Source organism: Desulfovibrio sp. JY, from assembly GCA_021730285.1.
Taxonomy (GTDB): domain Bacteria; phylum Desulfobacterota; class Desulfovibrionia; order Desulfovibrionales; family Desulfovibrionaceae; genus Solidesulfovibrio.
In genome coordinates this window covers 2,549,203-2,570,369 of record CP082962.1, presented here as the reverse complement: position 1 = coordinate 2,570,369, position 21,167 = coordinate 2,549,203, and the positions used below count along the sequence as shown (strand labels likewise).

Annotated in this window: 23 protein-coding genes; 14 read left to right on the top strand and 9 right to left on the bottom strand. The window is 65.7% G+C overall.

Annotated elements, in window-relative coordinates; genetic code table 11:
* Positions 1–13: 13 nt before the first annotated feature.
* Entirely contained in the window at positions 14–433 is a 420-nt protein-coding gene (locus tag K9F62_11535; protein ID UJX39361.1) for a universal stress protein, read from the top strand.
* A 4-nt stretch (positions 434–437) separates the two neighbouring features.
* On the opposite strand, the gene K9F62_11530 is transcribed toward K9F62_11535, so the two are convergent.
* Complete coding sequence (locus K9F62_11530) at positions 438–824, bottom strand: VanZ family protein (GenBank protein UJX39360.1); 387 nt, start codon at positions 822–824, stop codon at positions 438–440.
* Positions 825–1,303: 479 nt separating this feature from the next.
* On the opposite strand from K9F62_11530, the gene K9F62_11525 reads away from it, so the two are divergent.
* The 11 genes from K9F62_11525 to K9F62_11475 all read left to right on the top strand — a co-directional run bounded on the left by K9F62_11525 (position 1,304) and on the right by K9F62_11475 (position 9,038).
* Entirely contained in the window at positions 1,304–1,738 is a 435-nt protein-coding gene (locus K9F62_11525; GenBank protein ID UJX39359.1) for a hypothetical protein, read from the top strand.
* The gene (locus K9F62_11520) at positions 1,735–2,589 is read left to right on the top strand and encodes an Mrp/NBP35 family ATP-binding protein (GenBank protein UJX39358.1); all 855 of its coding nucleotides are present in this window, start codon (positions 1,735–1,737) and stop codon (positions 2,587–2,589) included. Before K9F62_11525 ends, K9F62_11520 begins: the two co-directional genes overlap by 4 nt.
* Before the next feature lie 4 nt (positions 2,590–2,593).
* Positions 2,594–3,097, top strand: a complete 504-nt coding sequence (locus K9F62_11515; GenBank protein ID UJX39357.1) for an iron-sulfur cluster assembly scaffold protein — start codon at positions 2,594–2,596, stop codon at positions 3,095–3,097.
* Between the two features lie 83 nt (positions 3,098–3,180).
* On the top strand, positions 3,181–3,513 hold the full coding sequence (locus K9F62_11510) for a NifB/NifX family molybdenum-iron cluster-binding protein (GenBank protein UJX39356.1): 333 nt from the start codon (positions 3,181–3,183) through the stop codon (positions 3,511–3,513).
* Positions 3,514–3,518: 5 nt separating this feature from the next.
* Positions 3,519–4,409 carry an ATP-binding protein gene (locus K9F62_11505; protein ID UJX39355.1) on the top strand — a complete coding sequence of 297 codons (891 nt, stop codon included), beginning with the start codon at positions 3,519–3,521 and terminating at the stop codon, positions 4,407–4,409.
* Positions 4,402–5,289: an ATP-binding protein gene (locus tag K9F62_11500; protein UJX39354.1), complete on the top strand. Its 888-nt coding sequence runs from the start codon at positions 4,402–4,404 to the stop codon at positions 5,287–5,289. The genes K9F62_11505 and K9F62_11500 overlap by 8 nt, the downstream gene beginning before the upstream one ends.
* Positions 5,290–5,302: 13 nt before the next feature.
* Positions 5,303–5,683, top strand: a complete 381-nt coding sequence (locus K9F62_11495) for a NifB/NifX family molybdenum-iron cluster-binding protein (GenBank protein ID UJX39353.1) — start codon at positions 5,303–5,305, stop codon at positions 5,681–5,683.
* Between the two features lie 307 nt (positions 5,684–5,990).
* Complete coding sequence (locus tag K9F62_11490; protein UJX39352.1) at positions 5,991–6,236, top strand: zinc ribbon domain-containing protein; 246 nt, start codon at positions 5,991–5,993, stop codon at positions 6,234–6,236.
* Positions 6,237–6,250: 14 nt separating this feature from the next.
* Complete coding sequence (locus K9F62_11485; protein ID UJX39351.1) at positions 6,251–6,610, top strand: hypothetical protein; 360 nt, start codon at positions 6,251–6,253, stop codon at positions 6,608–6,610.
* An 11-nt stretch (positions 6,611–6,621) separates the two neighbouring features.
* Complete coding sequence (locus K9F62_11480) at positions 6,622–7,449, top strand: MBL fold metallo-hydrolase (GenBank protein UJX39350.1); 828 nt, start codon at positions 6,622–6,624, stop codon at positions 7,447–7,449.
* 200 nt (positions 7,450–7,649) lie between these two features.
* Positions 7,650–9,038: an MBL fold metallo-hydrolase gene (locus tag K9F62_11475; protein UJX39349.1), complete on the top strand. Its 1,389-nt coding sequence runs from the start codon at positions 7,650–7,652 to the stop codon at positions 9,036–9,038.
* Positions 9,039–9,192: 154 nt separating this feature from the next.
* Here the strand turns inward: K9F62_11475 and K9F62_11470 are convergent, their stop codons facing one another.
* The 3 genes from K9F62_11470 to K9F62_11460 form a co-directional block, all read right to left on the bottom strand.
* Positions 9,193–9,639, bottom strand: a complete 447-nt coding sequence (locus K9F62_11470) for a periplasmic heavy metal sensor (protein ID UJX39348.1) — start codon at positions 9,637–9,639, stop codon at positions 9,193–9,195.
* A gap of 360 nt (positions 9,640–9,999) precedes the next feature.
* Positions 10,000–10,923: a 39S ribosomal protein L45 gene (locus K9F62_11465; GenBank protein UJX39347.1), complete on the bottom strand. Its 924-nt coding sequence runs from the start codon at positions 10,921–10,923 to the stop codon at positions 10,000–10,002.
* 124 nt (positions 10,924–11,047) lie between these two features.
* Complete coding sequence (locus K9F62_11460; protein ID UJX39346.1) at positions 11,048–12,001, bottom strand: hypothetical protein; 954 nt, start codon at positions 11,999–12,001, stop codon at positions 11,048–11,050.
* A 241-nt stretch (positions 12,002–12,242) separates the two neighbouring features.
* On the opposite strand from K9F62_11460, the gene K9F62_11455 reads away from it, so the two are divergent.
* A complete protein-coding gene (locus tag K9F62_11455) occupies positions 12,243–13,358 on the top strand; it encodes a PAS domain-containing sensor histidine kinase (protein ID UJX39345.1) in 1,116 nt (371 codons plus the stop codon).
* A gap of 262 nt (positions 13,359–13,620) precedes the next feature.
* Here K9F62_11455 and K9F62_11450 read toward each other — a convergent pair whose 3' ends face one another.
* Positions 13,621–14,016, bottom strand: coding sequence for a TraR/DksA family transcriptional regulator (locus K9F62_11450; protein ID UJX39344.1), 396 nt, complete (start codon positions 14,014–14,016; stop codon positions 13,621–13,623).
* Positions 14,017–14,326: 310 nt separating this feature from the next.
* On the opposite strand from K9F62_11450, the gene K9F62_11445 reads away from it, so the two are divergent.
* Positions 14,327–14,974, top strand: a complete 648-nt coding sequence (locus tag K9F62_11445; protein UJX39343.1) for a hypothetical protein — start codon at positions 14,327–14,329, stop codon at positions 14,972–14,974.
* A gap of 121 nt (positions 14,975–15,095) precedes the next feature.
* Here the strand turns inward: K9F62_11445 and K9F62_11440 are convergent, their stop codons facing one another.
* From K9F62_11440 to K9F62_11425, 4 genes are read right to left on the bottom strand one after another with little or no spacing between them, the layout of a single operon-like run.
* Positions 15,096–16,610 carry a glycosyltransferase family 39 protein gene (locus K9F62_11440; protein UJX39342.1) on the bottom strand — a complete coding sequence of 505 codons (1,515 nt, stop codon included), beginning with the start codon at positions 16,608–16,610 and terminating at the stop codon, positions 15,096–15,098.
* The gene (locus tag K9F62_11435; protein ID UJX39341.1) at positions 16,607–17,197 is read right to left on the bottom strand and encodes a hypothetical protein; all 591 of its coding nucleotides are present in this window, start codon (positions 17,195–17,197) and stop codon (positions 16,607–16,609) included. Before K9F62_11435 ends, K9F62_11440 begins: the two co-directional genes overlap by 4 nt.
* Entirely contained in the window at positions 17,194–19,419 is a 2,226-nt protein-coding gene (locus K9F62_11430; protein UJX39340.1) for a bifunctional (p)ppGpp synthetase/guanosine-3',5'-bis(diphosphate) 3'-pyrophosphohydrolase, read from the bottom strand. Before K9F62_11430 ends, K9F62_11435 begins: the two co-directional genes overlap by 4 nt.
* Before the next feature lie 36 nt (positions 19,420–19,455).
* Positions 19,456–21,135 (bottom strand): peptide-binding protein, encoded by a 1,680-nt coding sequence (locus K9F62_11425; GenBank protein ID UJX39339.1) that lies wholly within the window; start codon positions 21,133–21,135, stop codon positions 19,456–19,458.
* Between the last annotated feature and the right edge of the window lie 32 nt (positions 21,136–21,167).

The following is a 21,167-nucleotide window of genomic DNA, read 5'->3' as shown; positions in this document are numbered from 1 at the left end:
GGAGCGGACGATCATGAAGAAATTCATCGTTTGCCTGGACGGCTCCGAGCTGTCCCAACGCGCCCTGGAACGGGCGCTCGACGCGGCCCGTTGCGAGGCTGCCGAAATCCTGGCGGTCACGGCCGTGGAAGCCCTGTCCTTTTTCGATTGCAAGGCCGAGGACTGCGACAAGACCTTCAGCCACATCATGCGCGAGCCCAAGAAGATTCTGGCCGACGCCGAGGAGATCGCCCGGGAGCGGGGCATGACCATCCGCACCCTGGCCGAGCCCGGACGCCCGGCCGAAACCGTGGCCCGCATCGCCCGCGAGGAAAAGGCCGACGAGATCTACCTCGGCAGCCGGGGCAAGGATGACGTGGAAAAGCTTCTGCTCGGCAGCGTGTCCACCAGGCTTGTCCAGATCGCGCCCTGCACCGTCATCGTGGTGCGCTGAGGCGTCAGTCCCCGTCCCGAAGCCCCCGACAGCCGCGCAGGCGGCACATGAGCGCCTCGGACAGCCAGATGCCGACGAAAACGCCGAAGGCGTTGGCCGTGGCGTCGCCCAGGCTGGCCGAACGGCCCGGCACGAACGATTGCCCCCACTCCAAAACCCCCCCCAGGCCGATCATGGCGTAGGCCGCCGCCCGGGCGCGCCCGCCGTGGACAAAGGCCCACAGCGGCAGGCCCCCCAGCCAAGCATAGGTCGCGGCGTGGTAGAGCTTGTCGGCGTTCCAGAAATCGATCGGCAACTCCAGGCGCGGCAGAAGCGACACGTAGATCGTGGCCGCCACGGAAACGAGCCACACGGCCAGGATTGCCCGGCGGAAAAGCGGTGTTTCGATCATGCGGGTTCCTACCGGGGGAAAACCTTTCTTGCAGAAAGGTTCTTCCCCCGGGCCCCCTTTCCAAAGACTCTTTATGACACCCTGATGCTCTCACAAGAATTTCAAAGCGATACCATCCAGAGAGGGAAAGACGGAACAGGTGAGGCCCCTTTTTGAGGGCCTGCCCGTGCATAGTCTTTCCATTAGCCCCGCCCACGCCAAAACGCCAGTCCCCCTGTTTCTGGAAATTGCCGGGCGAATTATTCGCCCTGGTCGTTTTCCGGAAAATAGGCCCTGACGCGACGTTCCTGGCCCTTCGCGATCCGGAAGCAGCCCGTTCTCCCGCATCCGGGATATTTTTTCGCCCACAGAATCGATCGAGGGATTGTTTTGCGCCCATTCGCAGCGCCAAGGACTCGGTTTATTAATACAACATATTAATATAATATACTTTATTTTTCAGGCACGCTTCCTGCTTTACTTTCGGGCGAGGTTTCGCCATGTCGGATGCTTCATCAACCAGCAGCACGCCCCGTCGCTGCCCCCGCGTCTGCCTGGCCTGCCACGGGCAGCGCCTGGCCACGCTCCTGGAAACGGCTTCCACCATGCGTCTGTTTCGCTTCGAGGCGAAAGGCATCGTGGAGGAAGCCGTCTGGTCCATGCCGGACGAGGGATTGCCCGGACTGGCCCTACTTTTGGCCAGGGCGGGCGTGGCCTTGCTCGTGTGTGGCGGGGCGACGTGCTGCTGCCTCAGACATTTTTCCCGGCGCGGCATCGCCGTGGCCCCCTGGATCGCGGGCGAGGTGCCCGTGGTCCTCGATGCCCTGCGTCAAAACCGTCTGGAAACCCTGCTCGCACCGGGCGCTCGCCAGGCCCTGGAGGCGTCGCGGCGCGGGGGAACCAAAATACAACGTCTGGAGAGCGAATCATCATGAACGAACAAGGTTTGCACGACTTGAACGAGGAAATCAAAAAGAAACCGCCCACCGGCTTCGACAAGGTCAAGGCCGTGGTGGTGGTGCTCTCTGGCAAGGGCGGCGTGGGCAAATCCACGGTGTCGGCCAATCTGGCCGCCGGGCTGGCCATGGAAGGCAAGCGCACGGGGCTCCTCGACGTGGACGTCCACGGCCCGAGCATCCCCCGCCTGCTCAAACTCACCGGCAACCGCCCCGGCATGCAGGAAAACCGCCTGCTCCCCGTGGAGTGGCACTGGAACCTGGGCGTCATGTCCATCGGCTTCCTGCTCCCCGGCAAGGACGACGCCGTCATCTGGCGCGGTCCGGCCAAGGCCGGCGTGATCCAGCAGCTTTCGGAACAGGTGGAATGGGGCGAGCGCGACGTGCTCGTGGTCGACTGCCCCCCCGGCACCGGCGACGAACCTCTGTCCGTGCTCCAGATTTTCGGGGAAAAGGCCCTGGCGCTCATCGTCACCTCGCCCCAGGACGTGGCCGTGGACGACGTGCGCCGCTCCATCACCTTCTGCCACCAGATGAGCACCCCCATCATCGGCATTGTGGAGAACCTAAGCGGCTTCGTCTGCCCGTCCTGCGGCGCGGTCCACGACATCTTCAGCGCCGGCGGCGGCGAAAAGCTGGCCTCCGAATCCGGCGTGCCGTTCTTGGGCCGTATCCCCATCGACCCGGAAGTGACCCGCTCCGGCGACGACGGCGACGTCTTCCTGGCCGTGGCCGGCAAGAGCCCGTCGGCCGTGGCCTTCAAAAAGGTCATCGCCAAGGTCGTCGAGGCCCTGGACAATCCGCCGGCGCGCCCGGCCCCCAAGGAATAACGTCATGACCACGGAACGCGATCCGAACGACCCGCTGTCCATGGTCCTTGACGTGTTCGAGGAGGAGCAGCAGGCCGCGCTTGTCGAACGCTTCGGCGAAAAAGGCTTCCGGATCTGGCACGACGCCCCCAACCGGGAGCGCCTGATCGAGCCCACCGCCGTCGGCCGGGTCAAGGGCTCCTGCGGCGACACCATCGTCATTGCCCTGGGTATCGAGGGCGAAATCATCGTGGCCACGGATTTCGACACCGACGGCTGCGCCTCGAGCCAGATCGCCGCGTCAACGGCCGCCGGGCTCGCCAAGGGGCTCTCCCTCGACGAAGCCGTGGACATCGACGAGGCGGCCATTGTCGCCGCGGTCGGCCGATTTCCCGAAGACGACCGCCACTGCGCCTACCTGGCCGCCGCCGCCGTGCGCGAGGCCGTGCACCACTGGATGATCCAGGGCGGGATGCTGGCCGAGGCATTGCGAAAGGCAGCCTCCGGCGGCCAGGGGGAAACGTTTTAACAAAGGTTCCCCCTGGACCGGCCCCCTTCAAAAACGTTTGGAGGGGGCCGGAGCGACGCCAAACCCGGAGAAAGGAGCTTGTCATGAGTGAGATCATCGCAGTCAGCAGCGAAGGCCCGAACATGGACGACGCCGTGGATGCGCGCTTCGGCCGCGCGGCCGGCTTCGTGCTGGTCGGCCCGGACGGCCAGGGCACATGGCTGGACAACGGCGCGTCCCAGACCATGGCCCACGGCGCGGGCATCGAAACGGCGCGGCGCATCGCCGAGGCCGGGGCCAAGGTGCTCCTGACGGGCGTTGTCGGCCCCAAGGCGGCCAGTACGCTCAAGGCCGTCGGCGTGCGCGTGGTCGAGGGCATGGAAGGCCTGACCGTGGGCCAGGCCGTGGAAAAATACCGCGCCGGAGCGGGGGCCTAGGCACCATGCGCGTGAGCATCGCCAGCGGCAAGGGCGGCACCGGCAAGACCACCGTGTCCGCCGCCCTGGCCTCGATCTGGACCGAGGCGGTGGGGACTCCGGTCGTGGCCGTGGACTGCGACGTGGAGGAACCCAATCTCCACCTGTTTCTGCGCCCGCTTATCACCGACACCCATATCGCCAACATCGAAATCCCGGTCATCGACGTGGAACGGTGCACGCGCTGCGGATCGTGCCGGGAAATCTGCCAGTTCGCGGCCATCACCATCCTTGGCGACACGCCCATGGTCTTTGACGAGATGTGCCATGGCTGCGGCGCCTGCGCGGCAATATGCCCCTTTGGGGCCATCGGCGCCGGAGCCCGCGAACTTGGCCGCATCGAGGAAGGCGCGGCCGGGGCCATCACGTTCCTAAACGGCCGGCTGCGGGTGGGCGAGGCCATGAGCCCAGCGCTCATCCGGGCCGTTTTGGCCCGGTTGGAAGCGCTGCTCGTCGAGCGGGAGGCCGAGCCCGCGCCGGACGTCATCTGCGACGCCCCGCCCGGGGTGAGCTGTCCGGCCGGCGCCGCCGTGTCCCGCTCCGACGCCATCGTGCTGGTCACCGAGCCAACGCCCTTCGGCATCCACGACTTCCGCCTCGCGGTGGACGCCTTCTCCCCGCTCGGCAAGCCCATGGCCGTGGTGATCAACCGGTCCGGGCTGCCGGCCGACGAACTCGAGGGCATCTGCCGCGAGGCCAGCCTCCCCATCCTGGCCCGTATCCCCGACGACCGGGCCGTGGCCGAAGCCTATGCCCGGGGCAGGCTCCTGCCCGAAGTCTCGCCCGCCTACCGCGAACTGACGCTCAAGCTGGCAAAGGACGTGGCCAGCTTTGTCCCGGAGGTCCGCCATGCGTGAAATCATCATCTTAAGCGGCAAGGGCGGAGCCGGCAAAACGTCGTTTACGGCGGCCTTCGCCGCCCTGGCCAAAAAGAAGGTCGTCTGCGACCTGGACGTCGACGCCCCGGACCTGCACATCCTGCTCGATCCGTCCGACGAGGCCCGGGAGCCGTTCATCTCGGGCAACCTGGCCGTCATCGACCAGGACGTCTGCGACGGCTGCGGCATCTGCAAGGAAACCTGCCGGTTCGACGCCGTCATCGCCGGCCCGGACGGGAAATGCCGCATCGAGGAAAGCCGCTGCGAAGGCTGCAAGGCTTGCGTGGTGCTGTGCCCCCGGCAGGCCATCGCCTTTCCACCGCGCACCTGCGGCTTTTCCGCCGTCGCCTCCACCCGCTTCGGGCCGCTGGTCCACGCCAGGCTCGACCCCGGCGCGGAAAATTCCGGCCGGCTGGTCATGCTGCTCAAGCAAAAAGCCCGCAAGCTGGCGGAAATGGAAGGCCTCGACCTGATCCTGTGCGACGGCGCGCCCGGCATCGCCTGCCCGGTCATAAGCGCCCTGTCCGGCGCGAGTCTCGCCGTGCTCGTCACCGAGCCCACGCCCTCCGGCTCTCATGACTTGAAGCGCGTGGCCGACCTGTGCGCCCACTTCAAACTGCCGGCCGGGGTCATCATCAACAAGGCCGACCTCAATCCCGACGAGGCCGCCCGCATCGAGGACTATTGCACCCGAAACGGGCTGGCCCTGCTCGGCCATCTGCCCCATCACCCGGATGTGACCCGGGCCATGGTGGCCAGAAAAACTTTGCCCGAATACGGAGGCCCCCTGGCCGACGACATCCGCCGCCTGTGGGACGCCACAATCGCCCTGGCCGATACCAGCGCCAAGGGCAAATAAGAAGGAACACACTATGGAAACCTGTCGTATCGCCATCCCCTCCGCCCAGCCCGGCGGCATGGACAGCGCCGTGGGCGCGCACTTCGGTCACTGCGACTGCTACACCGTGATCGATGTGGCCGACGGCCAGATCACCAAGGTCGACACCCTGCCCAACGTCCCCCACGTCCAGGGCGGCTGCATGGCCCCGGTCAATCACCTGTCCGAAAACGGCGTCACCGTGCTCCTCGCCGGCGGCATGGGCATGCGGCCGCTGATGGGATTCAACCAGGTCGGCATCAAGGTCTACCACGGCGGCGACGCCCCGTCCGTGGGCATGGCCGTGCAGGCCTTCCTGTCCGGCAAACTGGCCGAGTTCTCCCTCAACCACACCTGCGGTGGCGGTATGGCGTAGGGAGCAGAGGAGAAAAGATGCCTCCGGCGGCCCGGGGAAACCTTTTTTGAAAAAAAGGTTTCCCCGGGACCCCTTCCCAAAAACTTTAACGGGCCTTGTCTGGTGCGCGAGCACCGCATGGCCGCCCTTTTCCCCGGTTGTCGCTTTTGGGGGCGGCACACCGCCCCAAAAAGCGACAACCGGCGGGAAGGGGGGACCGGGGGGCCCGTGGCCTCCCGGCGGGGTCCAGGGGCAGCGCCCCTGGCAGGGAGGTCCAGGAGGGACAGCGTCCCTCCTGGCCGCCGGAGGCGCAGGAAAGGAGAATAACATGCCGATTTATGACATTACCTGCCCGGCCTGCGGGTATAGCGGCGAAGTGATCCGGCCCCGGGCCGAGGATGCGCCGATTTGTCCCCAGTGCGGGGCCGCGGCGCAAAAACTGCTTTCCGCCACGAGTTCGCTGACGGGCAAGGCGACGACCGGCCTGCCGGGTCCCTCGGATCATGGCTGTTGCGGCTCGCATCCCGGCCATGCCGGTTGCGCCGGCCCCGGCTCGTGTTGCGGCAAGGCCTAAGGGAGACCTTGTTTATGGAAATTCTGCTTGTCACCGCCCGTCCCCGGGTGCTCACCGATTTTACCGCCGCCCTGGCTGCCGGCGGCGCCCATGTGACCATTGCCCCGGACGCGGCCACCGCGTTGGAATCCGCCGCAGCGGGTCGTCCCGTTCTGTGCGTGGTCGACGAAAACCTGCCCGACCTGGAACCCTTCACGCTGGTGGCGAGGCTCATGCAGCAAAACGCCATGATTTTCACGGCGGTGGTGTCCGACCTGTCCGAAGCGGATTTCCACGAAGCCGGCGAGGGGCTCGGCATTCTCAAGCGGCTTCCCCCGAGCCCGGATGCGGCGGCGGCCAAGGACTTGCTGGCCACGCTCGCGACGGTGGCCTAGGGAGCACAGTCATGGCTGTTCGGTCCCTGCGCGTTCTGGTGGACAACGTCTCGAGCGATTCGCGCCTTGCGGCCGAACACGGCTGGTCGGTGTGGATCGATGCGGGCGAGGCCGGCTGTTTCCTGTGGGACACCGGCCAGACCGGGCTTGTGGCGCAAAACGCCGCCGCCCTGGGCATCGACCCCACCGCCGCCCGGAGCATCGCGCTGAGCCACGGCCACTACGACCACAGCGGCGGGCTGGCGACCCTCATCGAGGCCGGGTACACCGGCCCGGTCTACGGCCATCCGGACGTCTGGCAACAACGCTACAGCCGCCGCGACGCCACCACCTACCGCTCCGCCGGCATGGACGACGGCCGGCTGCCGAACGGCCTGCCCGAATTCATTCCCGTTCAGGAAACCCGCACCCTCGCTCCGGGGCTCACCTGCGTTACCGACATTCCCCGCCGGCCGGGCAACTTCACGGCCACGGCCAACCTCTTTTGCGACACCGCCGGCCATGTGCCGGACCTCGTGCCCGACGACGCCTTCCTGGTCATCGACGCGCCGGGGGGCAAGCTGGCGCTTCTGGGCTGCTGCCATGCGGGTCTGGCCAATAGTCTGGAAGCGGCCAGGGATGCGTGCGGCATCGAGCGCTTCCAAACGGTTGTCGGCGGCCTGCATCTGATCGGCGCGCCCGAGTCCGCCATGGCCGAGACCGTCGACGCCCTGAAGCGATTCGGCGTGACGCGGCTCTACGCCGGCCACTGCACGGGGCAGGCCGGGCTGGACTATCTGCGCGAACATTTTCAGGGCGACTTCACGCCCACCGGCGCGGGATTGGTGATAATTCCTTAGGAGTTGGGGGAAGCGAAGGCCGCCGGGGGAGGGAACCCTTTTTTGAAAAAAAGGGTTCCCTCCCCCGGACCCCCACCCTCCCCAAAAACTTTAATAGGGGAAGTATTCCACTGGATTTTTGGTGAAGCCTGCCTTGCCCAGGTCGTATAAATCGGCCATGCTAAGGGCACTCACGACCGAAAGTCGCAAGGAGGAGAAGGATGTATTTCAAGCAGATACAGACTCCGGGTTTGGGTTGTTTTTCCTACGTTCTCGGCTGCCCCGCCGCCCATGTCTGCGTGGTGGTCGACCCCAAACGCGACATCGACTGCTACCTGGAAATCGCCCGCGACGAGGGCATGCGCATCATCGGCATCATCGAGACCCACCTGCACGCCGACCACGTAAGCGGCGGCCAGGAACTGCGCGCCGCCACAGGGGCCGATATTCACATCCACCCCGACGCCGGCGTGGCCTATCCCCACAAGCCCCTGGCCGAGGGACAGGTGATCGAGGCCGGCGCGGCCCGCCTGGAAGTGCTCTACACCCCCGGCCACACCCCCAATTCCGTGTCCCTGCTGGTCAGCGACCTGGTGCGCTCGCCCGAGCCGTGCATGCTTCTGACCGGCGACGTGCTCTTCGTCGGCGACATCGGCCGGCCGGACCTGCCGGGCGCGGCGATCCTCGATGCCCAGGTGCAAAACCTCTACGACAGCCTATACGGGAAGCTGGCCAAGCTGCCGGCGGACCTGGAAATCTACCCCGCCCACGGCCAGGGCTCGCTGTGCGGCCGGGGCATGAGCGCCAAGGGCGTGTCCACCCTCGGCTACGAGCGCCGGGCCAACACCATGCTCGGCTACGCGGATTTCGCCAGCTTCAAGGCCGCCATCCTGTCCCACCTGCCGGCCCGGCCGAAAAGCTTCAGCCACATCATCAAGACCAACCGCAAGGGCGCGCCCCTGAGTGACGCCTGCCCCATGGAGCGGGAACTCACCCCGGACCGGTTCGAGGAACTCATGGCCACGCCGAAAACGGTGGTCATCGACTGCCGCGACACGGCCGCCTACGGCGGCGCGCACATCCCGGGCAGCCTCAACATCGGCTTCGACAAGCAGCTCGCCAACTGGGTGGGCATGTCCGTGGCCCCGGACGCCAGGATCCTCATCGTGGCGGCGGACAGGGAGCGGGCCTCGGCCGTGCGGCTGGAGCTCTTCCGCATCGGCTACGACGCCATCCTCGGGCACCTGGGCGGCGGCATGCCGGCCTGGACCCAGAGCGGCCGGGAAGTGGCGTCCCTGGCCCAGATGTCGGTGCGCGACCTGGCCAGGGCTCTTGAGGGAGACAATCCGCCGGCGCTGCTCGATGTGCGCACCGACGCGGAATGGGAATCCGGCCACGTGGCCGCCGCCGCGCACCAGCCCTTTGCCGATATCCTGGAACGCGGGGTGGACCTGTGCTTTTCCGGTCCGGTGGTGGTCATCTGCGGCTCGGGCTACCGTTCCAACATCATCGGCAGCGCCCTGGCCGCCAAGGGTTGCAACGACGTGCGCTCGGTGGCCGGCGGCATGATCGCCTGGACCCGGGCCGGGCTGCCTGTGGTGACGGTGTAAGAAGAAGAAAAGAGCTGGGGGAAACCTTGTCTTACGAAAGGTTTCCCCCAGCCCCCCTTCCAAAGACTTTCCACGGAAAACAAAGAGTTAGATACTATAGAAGCGGGGGACCAGGGGAGGCAGGGCTTCCCCTGGTCGCTTAAGCAGCCTGTCTCTAATACATGCCCATGCCCGGGCCCATCATGCCGCCACCGGACATCCCGCCACCGTACATGCCGCCGCCGTGCATGCCGCCCATGAACGGGATATCCTCCTTGGCCAGCTGGCGCTGGAGGCCGACCTGCGCTTCGTAGAGCTTCGAGCGCAATTGGCCGACTTCCGCGGTCAGCTCCTGCACCTTCTTGTCGTCGGCCTTGCCGCCGTAAATCAGCGCATTCAGTTCATATTGCTTGGCGATGAGCTGCTGGCGCAGGGCGCTCGTCTGGGAATAATACGCGCCATAGATCTTTTGCGCGGCCGCCTGTTTCTCCGGCGTCAGGGTCTGATAGCCGTAGCCGGACATCATGCCCGGCCCCATCTGCGCGCCGGCGCTGCCCCAGGAACCGAAAACGATGATCGCCGCCAGGGCGACCGTGGTTGCCAACAGTTTCCGTAAAACCATAACATTCTCCTTTGGGATGCCTGCATCCACAAGCAAAAAACATGTTGTGGGGCGAAACGCGTCCAACCCCCAAAAAGCACACGGTTGCGGGCCGTCGAGCGCCCCATCACGAAAATCCGGAAACACACGCCGCAAAACGGACCGGCATCATTTCCGTGCCACCTCCCTGCCCCCTTGCCGAGGGCCTTGCATCACCATCGCGTTGCGACTCCAGGCAACGAAGCGGCCAATGGAGATAGCTTACGGTAGCACGCCTTGAAGAATGCGCAACCGGAAATCGGACCTTGCTCCGGGAACGCCAAACAAAAAAAGCCCCCGTCGTATGGCGGGGGCCTGGACCTGACGAGGCAAAAATGCCTGTTATCCTTCCATTTGCTGGATGGCGTCGAGGCGCCAGTTGTCGCCGGGGACGCTGTCGCGGCGCACGAAATGCCAGATCTCGCGCACCTGCTCGGGCTGGCCGGCCTTGGGGTCCTCGCGCATGAGGGTATCGAAGTAGGCCGAGGCGATGGTCGTTTCCCCCATCTGCCGCACTTCCAGCAGCTTGGCGTCCACGAGCAGCACGTCGGTCGGTTCGGGGTTCGGGTCCTCGGCCGCCTGGCGACGCACGTCCTCCATGAAGGCCGGCGTGGCAAAGGTGGCGATGTCGTTTATATCCCGGGCGCTCCAGGAGCGTTGCAGCCGGCCGAAGAGCGTTTTCGCGCCGGAAAGGAAATCCTCGGCGTCAAAGCCCGGGGGCACGTTGGGTCCGGACGCGGCCTGGGAGCCATCCTGGGCCTGGGCCCCGGACGACGCCGCGCCGAGATTGGCCCAGCCGCTGCCGGCCGCCTCGCGCATGGGCTCGGTCTCGTAGGTCCGCGCCATGGACGGCCCGGACTGGGCGGCCATCCGGCGACGGGCCAGGAACCGGAACAATAAAAAGAGGCCGCCGCCTATGAGCAGCAGGTCGAGCAGTCCCGGACCGCCGTAACCGCCGGCATGGCCGCCGCCAAAAAGCATGGAGCCGAGCAGCCCGCCCACGAGCAGCCCGCCCAGCATGCCGCCCATACCCGGCCGGGAGAAACCGCCACGGGGATTGGTCGCGGTCGCCGGATTGGGCCGGGACTGCTGCTGTTGGCTGCCGAAAAAGCCCGAAGGCGCGCCGGAATTGTTCGGACGGGTGGTGGTAAACGACCGCCGGTTGCCGAAGGAACCGCCGCCGCCCAGCCGTTTGGCCGCGGCGAAATCCACGGATGCGAAGACAAGAATAAGCACAGCCAGCAAGATGCCGGTTGTTCTGATCACGAGAGACCTCCTTGCTACGTTGCGGACGCCTGTGGCGTCCGATGGCGCGTCCTGCCGTTTCCCGGTTGAGACGCGCCATCCTTTCATATCAGGCCGCAAGGGGAGGTCGTCAAGGAAAACCGGTCTACATGGCGCAGTGTTTCGGCGCGAAGGAAACGGCAAAGGCCGAGACGAACGGCTTGGCCACGAGGCTCGCTCCGGCCCGGGGCAGGATGGCGAAGGGCTTGCCGATGCTGCCGTGGCGGGCGATGAGGTTCTGGGCGGTGAATTCCAGAACCAGCGGCGTTATTTCACGGTCGCCGTCGCCGCAAATGCTTTCGCGCACGGCCGGGGCCAGTTCGCGGGGCGCCTCGCCCGGCAGCCGCGCCACGACCTGCGAACGCACGGTGGCCACGCGCGAGACCGCGCCCGACGGCTCGAAGGCCAGGGAGTTCTCGTCGCCGGAGATGCCCACCGCATCGGGATCGTAGGCCCAGATGACACCGGCCGGGGTGGGGGTTTCCATGGGCCGCGCCGGCTCCACCGAGCGCAGGGTGCCGCCGGGGTAAAAGCTCACACCCAGGCGCACCGGCGCGTTGCCGACCGGCGTTTTCACCGTCACTTCCTCTCCGGGCCACAGGGTGAGGCTGCGCAGTGCCCCGTCCGGGGAAAAGGCCAGGGAAACGAACCGGGAGGCGATGCGGCCAACGGGGGTGTCCAGGCGCAACGTCTCGGCCATGCCCGCCTCGTCGGCCTCGGTCCAGTAGCCGGAAAGCTTGCCGTTGAGCGGAAACACCCGGGCCACGGCGCCGTTTTCATGAAACGTGACCAGCTCCACCGGGAGCTCGCCGACCGGCGTGGCCACCACGGTGCGGGTTTCGAGCGGCAACGAGCGCACTTGCCCGTTGGGGAAAAAGGTCACCTGCGGCAACTGCATGCGCCGTGTGTCGTCGATGCTGTGTTGGGGCGTGAGTCGCCCGAGCGAAGTTTCCAGGGCCACGGGGCCATCCACATAGGCGGCGCGCAGGGAACCGTCCCGATAACGGTCCACCGGACCGTCCACGGGCAGGTTGCCATAGCGGGTTTCAAGCGTTTCCATGTTCTTTTCTAAAGCAAGATTCATTCCAAATAATTATTATAATATTTCAAGATATTATGTTCGCAGCGAGGGGGAAAAACACCAGATCCCTACAAATCCGTCCCGGGAGACGACAAAATGGTGCCCCCCGGGCCAGCCGGCACCCGTCATAGAGCCGTAACCCGCGCCCCCCATAGTGGCCGCGTCCCACCCGCAACACGCGCCGGCTTTTGCCAGGACGCCACACCAGCGAGGCCGCCCCATGCTGACCTTCGCCCATTCCACCTATTTTAACGACCTGCTCGGCGGCTTCTCGGCCGGGGTGGTCATCGCCAACAGCAAGGGGCTGGTCTACGCCTCCAACCCGGCCGCCGCCGCCCTACTCGGCGAGACGCCGCAATCCCTGGCCGACCCGGCCAGGGCAAAATCCATCGTCGCCCGGTCGGACAACCCGCGCGGGCTAGCCCATTTCCTGGCCACCCCCATCAAGCACGGCCGCAAGCCCACGCCCGTCACCTTCTCCTACCGCCATCCCGACGGCACGCTGCGCCATTTCCGCCTGTCCTGCTCGCTGCTCCTGGAAAACGAAAAGATCTTCGGCATCCTGTTCGAGATCGACGACATGACCGAGATCTTCGCGCTCCACGCCAGGGAACGCGACATGCTGCTCGGCATCCACGCCGTCCAGCAGGAGCGCATCGAAAGCCTCGGCCGCTTTTCCCTGGCCGTGGCCCATCAGATCAGAAATCCGCTCATGATCATCGGCGGTTTCGCCGGCCGGCTGCAACGACGCCATCCCGAAGGCGATCCCGACGCCGAAGCGCTGGCCATAATCCTCGACGGAGCCAGGCGGCTGGAATCCGTGGTACGGGCCGTGTCGTCCTATGCCAGACGCCGATCGGCCGTGCCGGTCATGGCCGACCCGGTCGATCTGGCCACGCGGGCCATGGAAACGGCCCGGTCCAGGACGGGATGCAATGCGCCTTTTACCGTGGACGCGGCCGTGGGGTTGGCGCGCCTCGACGCCGAACTGACGGTGGAGACCCTGGCGGAGCTTTTGGCCAACGCCCTGGAGGCGGGAAACGCCGCCGGCGGCGACGCGGCAGGCATGATTGCGGTGCACGTGCGCCGGGAAGGCCGGCAAGGGCTGGTGCTTGCCGTGGAGGACCGGGGACCGGGGATGGCCGAGGACATACGCCCCTTCATCTTCGATCCATTTTTCACCACCAAGGCCGTGGGCGTCGGCATGGGGCTTTGCATCGCCAAACGCAACGCCGAGGAACTCGGCGGCACGCTGACCTGTGCCAACCGCCCGGGCGGCGGCTGTCTGGCCGAGTTGACCCTGCCGGACGTCCCGGCCGATCCGGCCCGGACCTGAGGCCGCGTTCCCGAACGCCTCTGCGCTTTCAGGAACCGGCACCGTGGGCTTCGGCGGCCCGTCCTTCCCGAAAAGGACGCTACGTCTTCCGTGCCCGACGTTTTTTTCGGGCATTCCCCAGCAGTCGCGGCCCGCCCGGAAAGACGCACTCCGGGCGTGGGCCACGGCCCGGGCCGCGTCCCGGCAAACGCCAGTCCTTCGAAGCGCGGCACGCGACCGGCGCGCCGCACAGCCGGACGGCCGGCGATTGTGCGAGCAGCGGCTATTCCTCGAGAAAGGCCGCCTCGCTTCCGGCCGGGACCATGTAGGGCCGGCCCATATCCTCGAACATGGCCTTGCAGTGCACGCACAGGGTGGCGGTGGGCTGAGCGCGCAAGCGAGCCATGCCGATCTCCTCGCCGCACTCCTGACAGATACCGTATTCGCCGTCCTTGACCCGTTCCAGGGCTTCGTGGATCTCATCGATGAGCTGACGGTCGCGCTCGCGCATGATGATGGTCATGTGGCGGTCGGATTCGGCCGTGGCCCGGTCCGTGACATCGGCGAAAGCCGCCACTTCCTGCGACATGACGTCAAGGCAGTCGCGCGACTGGCCGATGAGGGTGTCGAGCATTTCGGTGAGCACCTGCTTGAAGCGATCCACGTCAAGATGTCCCATGGCATTTCTCCAGTGCGAGAAAGGTTGGCGGACGCCCGGAGCTCCCGGGGGCTCCCCTCGGGAACCGAGCGTTATCCGTTTGCCTGAGGGATTTGGAGCGTGGGTGACGGCCGTGTGGAGAGTTGGTGACGGCAGCTTTGGCCGGAGGTTTCGGCCGGGCGGCAAAATATTCCTTGGGCTCTTACAAAATTCTTCAATCCATTCGAACGGGTTATCCCGTATTTTGAAGGCTGGCAGCCTTCTTGCTCTCTCCCAGGCACACGATTCCGTCCCCGCCGGACCGGGTCGAACTTGCCGCCTGGAGGCACCTATGGCCACCACATCCGTGAGCACAAGCGACGTCGTCAATTGGGCGTATCAATACAGCCTTGCCTGCGCCAAGCTCACCTCCGCCGAGAACGCGGCATCCTCGTCGTCCAATCGCCGGGCCGGCATCGCCACGGCCAAGGCCGATTTCAACAATACCATGATCAGCCTGCTGCCCACGGACGCCCAATCGAGCGTCCAGGTGCAGTACATGAAGGCCTACACGAGCTATAATACGGCAATGGCCTCGACCACTTCGGAGGCCGGCAGACAAGCCGCGATGACCAGCCTGTACGACACCTTAAGCGGCATCACCCTGCCGACCGCCACGGTCAGCAACGCCATGATCGAAATTTCCAACGCCATGGCCAACATCGCGTCCATGGCCTCCAACGCCGGGACCGCCTGGCTCGCCGCCGTGGCCAGCGGGGCGAACATCTTAAACACCCAGGCCGCCAGCTACACCGAGTCCCTGAAAACCATGCTGTCAAACGCGGGCCTCGACACCTCGGGCATCACCAGCCCGACCATCTCCACCCAAGCGGCCTCAACCTTCGCCGCCGCTTCGGCCGCCGCCGCAACCGGCGGCACCCCGGGAGCCATCCTCAACGCCGCGCTCGTCGGCTATATTTTGGCCAATGATACTTCGTAGGATAAGGAAAAGGCGATGCGAGAGGGGAACCCCTTTTGAAAAAGGGGTTCCCCTCTCGCGCTCTCCCCTCCCTAAAACGTTCAACGGTTACGGATAATGTAACGGTAGTGCCCTGTAACTATTAAAAGTCTTTGGAAAGGGGGTCCGGGGGGAAACCTTTCTTCAGAAAGGTTTCCCCCCGGCGGCGGGTCAGGACGAGGCCACTTGCCGGGCAGGTCATGATGACCTCGAAGCGGTCGGCCACTTCCGGGCTGGCGGCGAGGTCGGCCGGCATGATGCCGTAGGCGGCCTCGGGCAGGTATTCCAGGCCCCGCACCGTCTCCACATAGGCCATGTGCAGGTGGCGCACGTAGTAGTCCACGGTGTGGATGGCCATGTGGGTCACGGCGATGCCGATCTTCTCGCGGGTGAAATTGCGCGGGTAGTTCTCGCGCGCGATGCGCCGCATGAAGGGCCGCGAGCAGGCGTCATTGCGCCAGGTAAACGTGTAGGTGAGGTTGGCGGCCCGGGCGAAATTGCCAAGCGCGGCCAGGCACAGCACGGCCAGGACGCCCCCGCCGACAGCCCGCCACGTCTTCCCGGGCGGCAGGCAGCCGAGACCGCAAAGGATGGCCAGCACCAGCGCCGGCCAGTAAAAAAGCAATCCCCGCTCGATGAGGTACGGCGTGCCGAACAGGGCATGCTCCAGGGTCACGCCCGCCCAGACGATGCCGCAAAAGGCCAGCAACGTGAAAAAGGCCGCAGCCAGCGTCCGCCTGGGGCCGGCCCAGGCGCGTGACGCGGTTGCCGCCGCCGCGAGCCCCGCCAAAAGCCCCATGGCCGTCCAGGCCAGGAGGCGCGGCAGGGCCGGGTCGATGCCGGTGCGGTACAGCGTGACCGCAAAAAAGCTGGCCAGACCGCCGCTGACGAAGCCGGCGTCGCTCCCCCACCAATATTCGTTGTGTTTCGCGGCCAGGCGCATGGCCGGGCCGTAGATGGCGGCCAGACCGGCCAGCGTCGTAAGGACGGGCAGGCAGGCGGCGGCAAGTTCCCGGCCGCGCGGACGGGAGCCTTGCCGCAGCCGCCAGAGAAACCGGACCGCGACCAGCGCCAGGGCGGTAAGGTAGGCGTAGAGAAAGGACAGGTTGGCCAGGGCGGCCAGGGCGAAAAAGCCCAGATGCCACGGCGGCCGGTCCGCGTCCCGGATCGCCAGCAGGCGGGAAAGGCCCAGCATAGTCAGGCCCAGGCCCAGGGCGTAGCCCCGGCCGATGGAGAAAAAGTCGAGCATATACGGATTGGCCGAAAGCAGCACCACTGCGGCCGGCAGGGCCCAGCCGGCAAAAAAACGGGCGCTTAGGCGGTAGGCCAGGCAAAGATAACAAATGCCACCGGCCAGGGCCGGCAGCCGCACCGCCCAGTCATGCTCGCCGAAAACCGTCAGGCACAGGTTGATCAGCCAGGAATTGAGCAGATGGACGTTGAGCCCGGCGATAAAGGCCGGGGTGATGAAAGAAAAAAGCCCGGGATAGGGCAAGGGCTCGGCGGTCCAGGCCTCGTCGCAGGTCATGGACAGACCAAACGCCCGCCAGACGACGTAGGCAACGAGCCCGGCGATCCAGACCTTGGTCGCCAGACGCGGCAGGCGGTCGGCGCTCATCGGGACGCCCCCGGCCCGCTGGGCACGGGCAGCAGTTGCAGCATGGTGAAGGTGACGGCAAGCCACCTGGGATCGTTTCCGGCGAAATCGTCGCCGCCATGGTTCCAGGCCCGGTAGGCGAAGGTGATGCGGTTGTCCCCGGCCCGGGAGGTGAAATCCCGGCAGACGGGGTGGCCGGCGTCGTCGGGGAGACCGGCTTTCCGGGCGTCATATGTGGCCGGAGCGCGTCCGTTGACCGTCACCGTGACGACCTGGCCGCGCACCGGCGAGGTGAAGGCGTAGCACAGGCGAAGGCGCATGGGCGCCAGGGTGTCAAAGCGCAGCCGCGTTTCCGGGCCGTAGCCCCACAGGATCCTTTCGCCGTGCGGCCCGGTTTCCAGGGCGGTCTGCGCGCCCTTGGAACGCATGTCCAGGGGGAGGTGGAACGCCGGCGGCACGGGCCCCAGCTCCCTGGTCAGATCCCGCCAGGGCGCGGCCATGCGTTCGTTCGCGATGAGAAACGCCACGGCCGCAAGCGCCACGGCCCCGAAAAGGAGCCGACGCCCCGTCCGGGCCATGCCTTGTCTGTGCCGGCGGCTCCCCATCATGCGCCCGGAGCTTCTTCCTCTTCGGGGCTGGCCCCAAGTTCGTCGGTAACCGCCTGCCGCTTGATGGCGATGACGGCGTCGAGGCGGCTCAACTTGTCGATGGTCCGGTACAGGTGGCTGGAATCGCGCACCTCAACCCGGAAAATGAGGTGGGTGGTGCCGTCCACATTGGAATGGATGGCCCCGGAGTCGATGTTGACGCCCTCCTCGGCCAGGAGCAGGGAAATCTTGCCGAGCACGCCCTTCTTGTTCTTGGCCAGGATGGAGAGCCCCGCATGGTAGGGCTGTTCCTTCTCGCCTTCCCAGTTCACCTGGATGAGGCGCTCGGATTCGAGGTTGGGCACGTTGGGGCAGTCGTGGGTATGGACCACCACGCCCCGGCCCCGGGAAATGTAGCCCACGATGGCGTCGCCGGGCACGGGGTTGCAGCACTGGGCCAGACGCACGAGCACGTTGTCCACGCCCTGGATGCGCACGCCCTCGCCGGGTTTGCCCTTGCCGGTCCCGGCCACGCTCTCGGCCGGGGAAACGGCCGGGGCTTCGGCCTTGGCGTGCGGGGCCTCGGCCTCCTCGCCCTCCTTTTTGGGTACAAGCCGGCCGATGATCTTCTTTGGGGTGATGCGCGAATAGCCCACGGCCGAAAGCACGTCCTCGACCCCGGCAAGGGAGAACTCCCGGGCCACGGCCAGCATGGAGCCGTCCTTGATGGCCTTTTGGATGTTGACCCCGTCCTTGCGGCCCTGCTTTTCCAGCATCTCGCGGCCAAGGGCGATGGAACGCACCCGCTCCTCGGTGCGGATGAAGTGCTTGATGCGGGTCCTGGCCTTGGCGGTCTTGACGAACTTGAGCCAGTCCCGGTTGGGATGGCGATTTTTGTCGGTGATGATCTCGACCGTGTCGCCATTTTTGAGCGGCGTCTCGAGGGTCACCAGCTTGCCGTTGACCTTGGCTCCGGCGCAGTGCTCGCCCACGGCCGTATGGATGAGAAAGGCCAGGTCGACGGCCGTGCCGCCCTCGGGCAGCTCCTTGACGTCGCCCTTGGGCGTGAAAACGTAGACTTCGTCCTGGAACAGGTCGAAGCGCAGGTTGGCCATGAACTCGCGCGAATCCTTGAGCTCCCGCTGCCAGTCCATGATCTGGCGCAGCCAGGCGAAGCGCTCCACGTCCTTCGGGTTGAACTTGCCCTTCTCGCGCTCCTTGTACTTCCAGTGGGCGGCCACGCCCTCCTCGGCCAGCCGGTTCATCTCCACCGTGCGGATCTGGATCTCGATGCGCTCGCCGTCAGGCCCCACCACCGTGGTGTGCAGGCTCTGGTACATGTTGGCCTTGGGCATGGAGATGTAGTCCTTGAAACGCCCAGGCACGGGTTTCCAGATGGAGTGCACGAGGCCGAGCACGGCGTAGCATTCGCGGATATTTTCCACGATGACGCGAAAGGCCACCAGGTCGTGGACCTGGTCGAGGGTGAGCCCCTGGACGCGCATCTTGTTGAACACGCTCCAGAGATGCTTGCGGCGGCCGAAGATGCGGGCCCGGATGCTGTTTGGCCGCAGCAGGTCCTTGATCTGGGAGATGACCCGCTCGATGTAGGACTCGTCGAGGGTGTGGTGGCGGTCGACCCCGGTTTTTATCTGGTTGTAGACGTCGGGCTTCAGGTACTTGAAGCTTATGTCCTCGAGCTCGGTCTTGATGCGGTGCAGGCCCAGCCGGTTGGCCAGCGGGGCGTAGATGTCCATGGTTTCCTGGGCGATGCGCGCCTGCTTATGGGGCTTCTGGAACTCCAGGGTGCGCATGTTGTGCATCCGGTCGGCCAGCTTGACCAGGATCACCCGGATGTCGTTGGCCATGGCCAGGATCATCTTGCGGATATTCTCGGCCTGGGCCTCTTCCTTGCTCTCGAAGGGGATGAGGCTGATCTTGGTCACGCCGTCGACGAGATCGGCCACGTCGTCGCCGAAAAGCTCCTCGACCTCGTCCACCGTGGCCTTGGTGTCCTCCACGGTGTCGTGCAAAAGCCCGGCCGCGATGCTGGCCGCGTCCAGGCGCATGTCGGCCAGGATCCCCGCCACTTCCAGGGGATGGGACAGATAGGGTTCGCCGGACAGGCGGACCTGACCGGCATGGGCCGCGGCGGAGAACACGTACGCTTTGGTGATAAGCGCTTGTTCCGCCTCGCTTAAATAGATGGCGGTCTTGTCCAGGATTTCGTTTATGCGGATCATGGCCGGCCCGGCCTCGTCATCCGGGCGTTGGGGGCGTTATTTTTCCAGGCGGAAGGTCTGCCTGTCCCGCGGCACCCACCACTTGGTGAAGTTGTAGCTGATGCCGGCCGGCGCCACGGCCACGTCCTGAAAACGCGAGGACAAAATCGGCAGGGAATAAGGCGCGTACAGAAAAAGGTAGGGCTGCTCGCGGTGGAGGATCTCCTGGAAGGCGTCGTAGATCTTCTTGCGTTTGGCCATATCCACGGTGTGCCGGCCTTTCTCCAGGAGCGCATCGGCCTCGGCGTTTTTAAAACCCACGAAATTGAGCCCGCCGGGCACGGCGCGACTGCTGTGCCACACGTCGTACACGTCCGGGTCCTGGGTGATGGTCCAGCCGAGAATGAGGGCGTCGAAGTTGCCCTTGTCCACGAATTCCTTGATGAAGGACGCCCACTCCACGGTGCGGATGGACACCTTGATGCCCACCGCCGCCAGCTCGCTTTGAATGATGGTGGCGCTCTTGATCCGTTGATCGTTGCCCTGGTTGGTGAGGATGGTGAAGCTAAACGGCCGGCCGGCGGCGTTTTCCAGCACGCCGTCGCCGTTTCGGTCCTCCCAGCCGGCCTCGGCCAGCATCTTCCTGGCCAGCCCCGGGTCGTAGGCATCGTCCTTGATGGCCGTGTCGTAGACCCAGGTGCCGGGCTTGTAGGGACCGATGACGGGCACGCCAAGGCCCAGCACGGCGCCCTTGATGACGTCGTCCTTGTTCACGGCATGGGCGATGGCCCGGCGGACCCGGACATCGGCGAAAAACGGGCTTTTGAGATTGTAGGCCAGATAGGTGTAGGCAAAGGCCAGGTACTTGAACTTGCGCCAGTCCGCTTCCCAGCGCGGCCCCTTGGTCTGGTAGAGGTACTGCTGGGGGGTGAGCCCCATCATGTCCACGCCCCCGGCCTTGAGCTCCAGGAACATGGTCGCGCTGTCCGGAATGATGCGGTAGACGACCTGGTCGATATGGGGCCGGCCCTCGAAATAGTCCGGGTTGGCGTCAAGCACCAGCCGGCGTCCGGGTTCCCAGGAAACCAGCTTGTACGGCCCCGCGCCCACGGGCTCCCGGGCGTACTTGGTGTTCATGAGGTCCTGGCCCTTGAGGATGTGCTTGGGCAGGATGGACCCGGCCCAGGTGACCAGGGAACGGGCGAAGGGCTCGGCGTAGCGCACCTCGAAGGAATACTTGCCCGTGACCGTGAAGCTCGTAATCGCCTTGTAGTCCTCGGCATAGGCCGTGGGCGTCTTGGGGTCGATCATGAGCCTGTAGGTGAATTCCACGTCCGCGGCCGTGAGCTCCACCCCGTCGGTCCAGCGGATGCCGGGCTTGAGCCAGAATTTGAGGAGCTTGCCGTCGTCATCCACTTCATAGCGCTCGGCGGCGAAGCATTCGAGCTTGATGTCCTTGTCGTAGCGCAGCGGCGCGACGTAGAGCAGGTCGGCCACCTCGTGGGAAGCGGAATCGGAGGCCAGGGGGGGGATGAGGTTGCTCGGTTCCCCGATGACGCCCATGACGATGCGGCCGCCGTCGACCGGTTTCCCCGGGGAGACGGCCGGTCCGGGCGGGGTCGCCGCCGCCTTGGCCGGGGTCTTGCCGTCCTTTGGCTGGTCGGAGGGCCCCTGACAGCCGCAACAAAGCGCTATCACAAGGAGAAAAACCAAAAAAAAGGCGCGCGCCACCCGCATAGATCTCCTTTTCGCTTGCATCATCCGCTAAA

Coding starts and splice junctions, on each gene's coding strand:
- K9F62_11460 (UJX39346.1), bottom strand. CDS start 12,001: ATGGAAACGCTTGAAACCCGCTATGGCAACCTGCCCGTGGACGGTCCG.
- K9F62_11445 (UJX39343.1), top strand. CDS start 14,327: ATGGCCACCACATCCGTGAGCACAAGCGACGTCGTCAATTGGGCGTAT.
- K9F62_11525 (UJX39359.1), top strand. CDS start 1,304: ATGTCGGATGCTTCATCAACCAGCAGCACGCCCCGTCGCTGCCCCCGC.
- K9F62_11480 (UJX39350.1), top strand. CDS start 6,622: ATGGCTGTTCGGTCCCTGCGCGTTCTGGTGGACAACGTCTCGAGCGAT.
- K9F62_11430 (UJX39340.1), bottom strand. CDS start 19,419: ATGATCCGCATAAACGAAATCCTGGACAAGACCGCCATCTATTTAAGC.
- K9F62_11475 (UJX39349.1), top strand. CDS start 7,650: ATGTATTTCAAGCAGATACAGACTCCGGGTTTGGGTTGTTTTTCCTAC.
- K9F62_11435 (UJX39341.1), bottom strand. CDS start 17,197: ATGATGGGGAGCCGCCGGCACAGACAAGGCATGGCCCGGACGGGGCGT.
- K9F62_11455 (UJX39345.1), top strand. CDS start 12,243: ATGCTGACCTTCGCCCATTCCACCTATTTTAACGACCTGCTCGGCGGC.
- K9F62_11530 (UJX39360.1), bottom strand. CDS start 824: ATGATCGAAACACCGCTTTTCCGCCGGGCAATCCTGGCCGTGTGGCTC.
- K9F62_11505 (UJX39355.1), top strand. CDS start 3,519: ATGCGCGTGAGCATCGCCAGCGGCAAGGGCGGCACCGGCAAGACCACC.
- K9F62_11425 (UJX39339.1), bottom strand. CDS start 21,135: ATGCGGGTGGCGCGCGCCTTTTTTTTGGTTTTTCTCCTTGTGATAGCG.
- K9F62_11450 (UJX39344.1), bottom strand. CDS start 14,016: ATGGGACATCTTGACGTGGATCGCTTCAAGCAGGTGCTCACCGAAATG.
- K9F62_11495 (UJX39353.1), top strand. CDS start 5,303: ATGGAAACCTGTCGTATCGCCATCCCCTCCGCCCAGCCCGGCGGCATG.
- K9F62_11490 (UJX39352.1), top strand. CDS start 5,991: ATGCCGATTTATGACATTACCTGCCCGGCCTGCGGGTATAGCGGCGAA.
- K9F62_11535 (UJX39361.1), top strand. CDS start 14: ATGAAGAAATTCATCGTTTGCCTGGACGGCTCCGAGCTGTCCCAACGC.
- K9F62_11520 (UJX39358.1), top strand. CDS start 1,735: ATGAACGAACAAGGTTTGCACGACTTGAACGAGGAAATCAAAAAGAAA.
- K9F62_11485 (UJX39351.1), top strand. CDS start 6,251: ATGGAAATTCTGCTTGTCACCGCCCGTCCCCGGGTGCTCACCGATTTT.
- K9F62_11500 (UJX39354.1), top strand. CDS start 4,402: ATGCGTGAAATCATCATCTTAAGCGGCAAGGGCGGAGCCGGCAAAACG.
- K9F62_11440 (UJX39342.1), bottom strand. CDS start 16,610: ATGAGCGCCGACCGCCTGCCGCGTCTGGCGACCAAGGTCTGGATCGCC.
- K9F62_11470 (UJX39348.1), bottom strand. CDS start 9,639: ATGGTTTTACGGAAACTGTTGGCAACCACGGTCGCCCTGGCGGCGATC.
- K9F62_11510 (UJX39356.1), top strand. CDS start 3,181: ATGAGTGAGATCATCGCAGTCAGCAGCGAAGGCCCGAACATGGACGAC.
- K9F62_11515 (UJX39357.1), top strand. CDS start 2,594: ATGACCACGGAACGCGATCCGAACGACCCGCTGTCCATGGTCCTTGAC.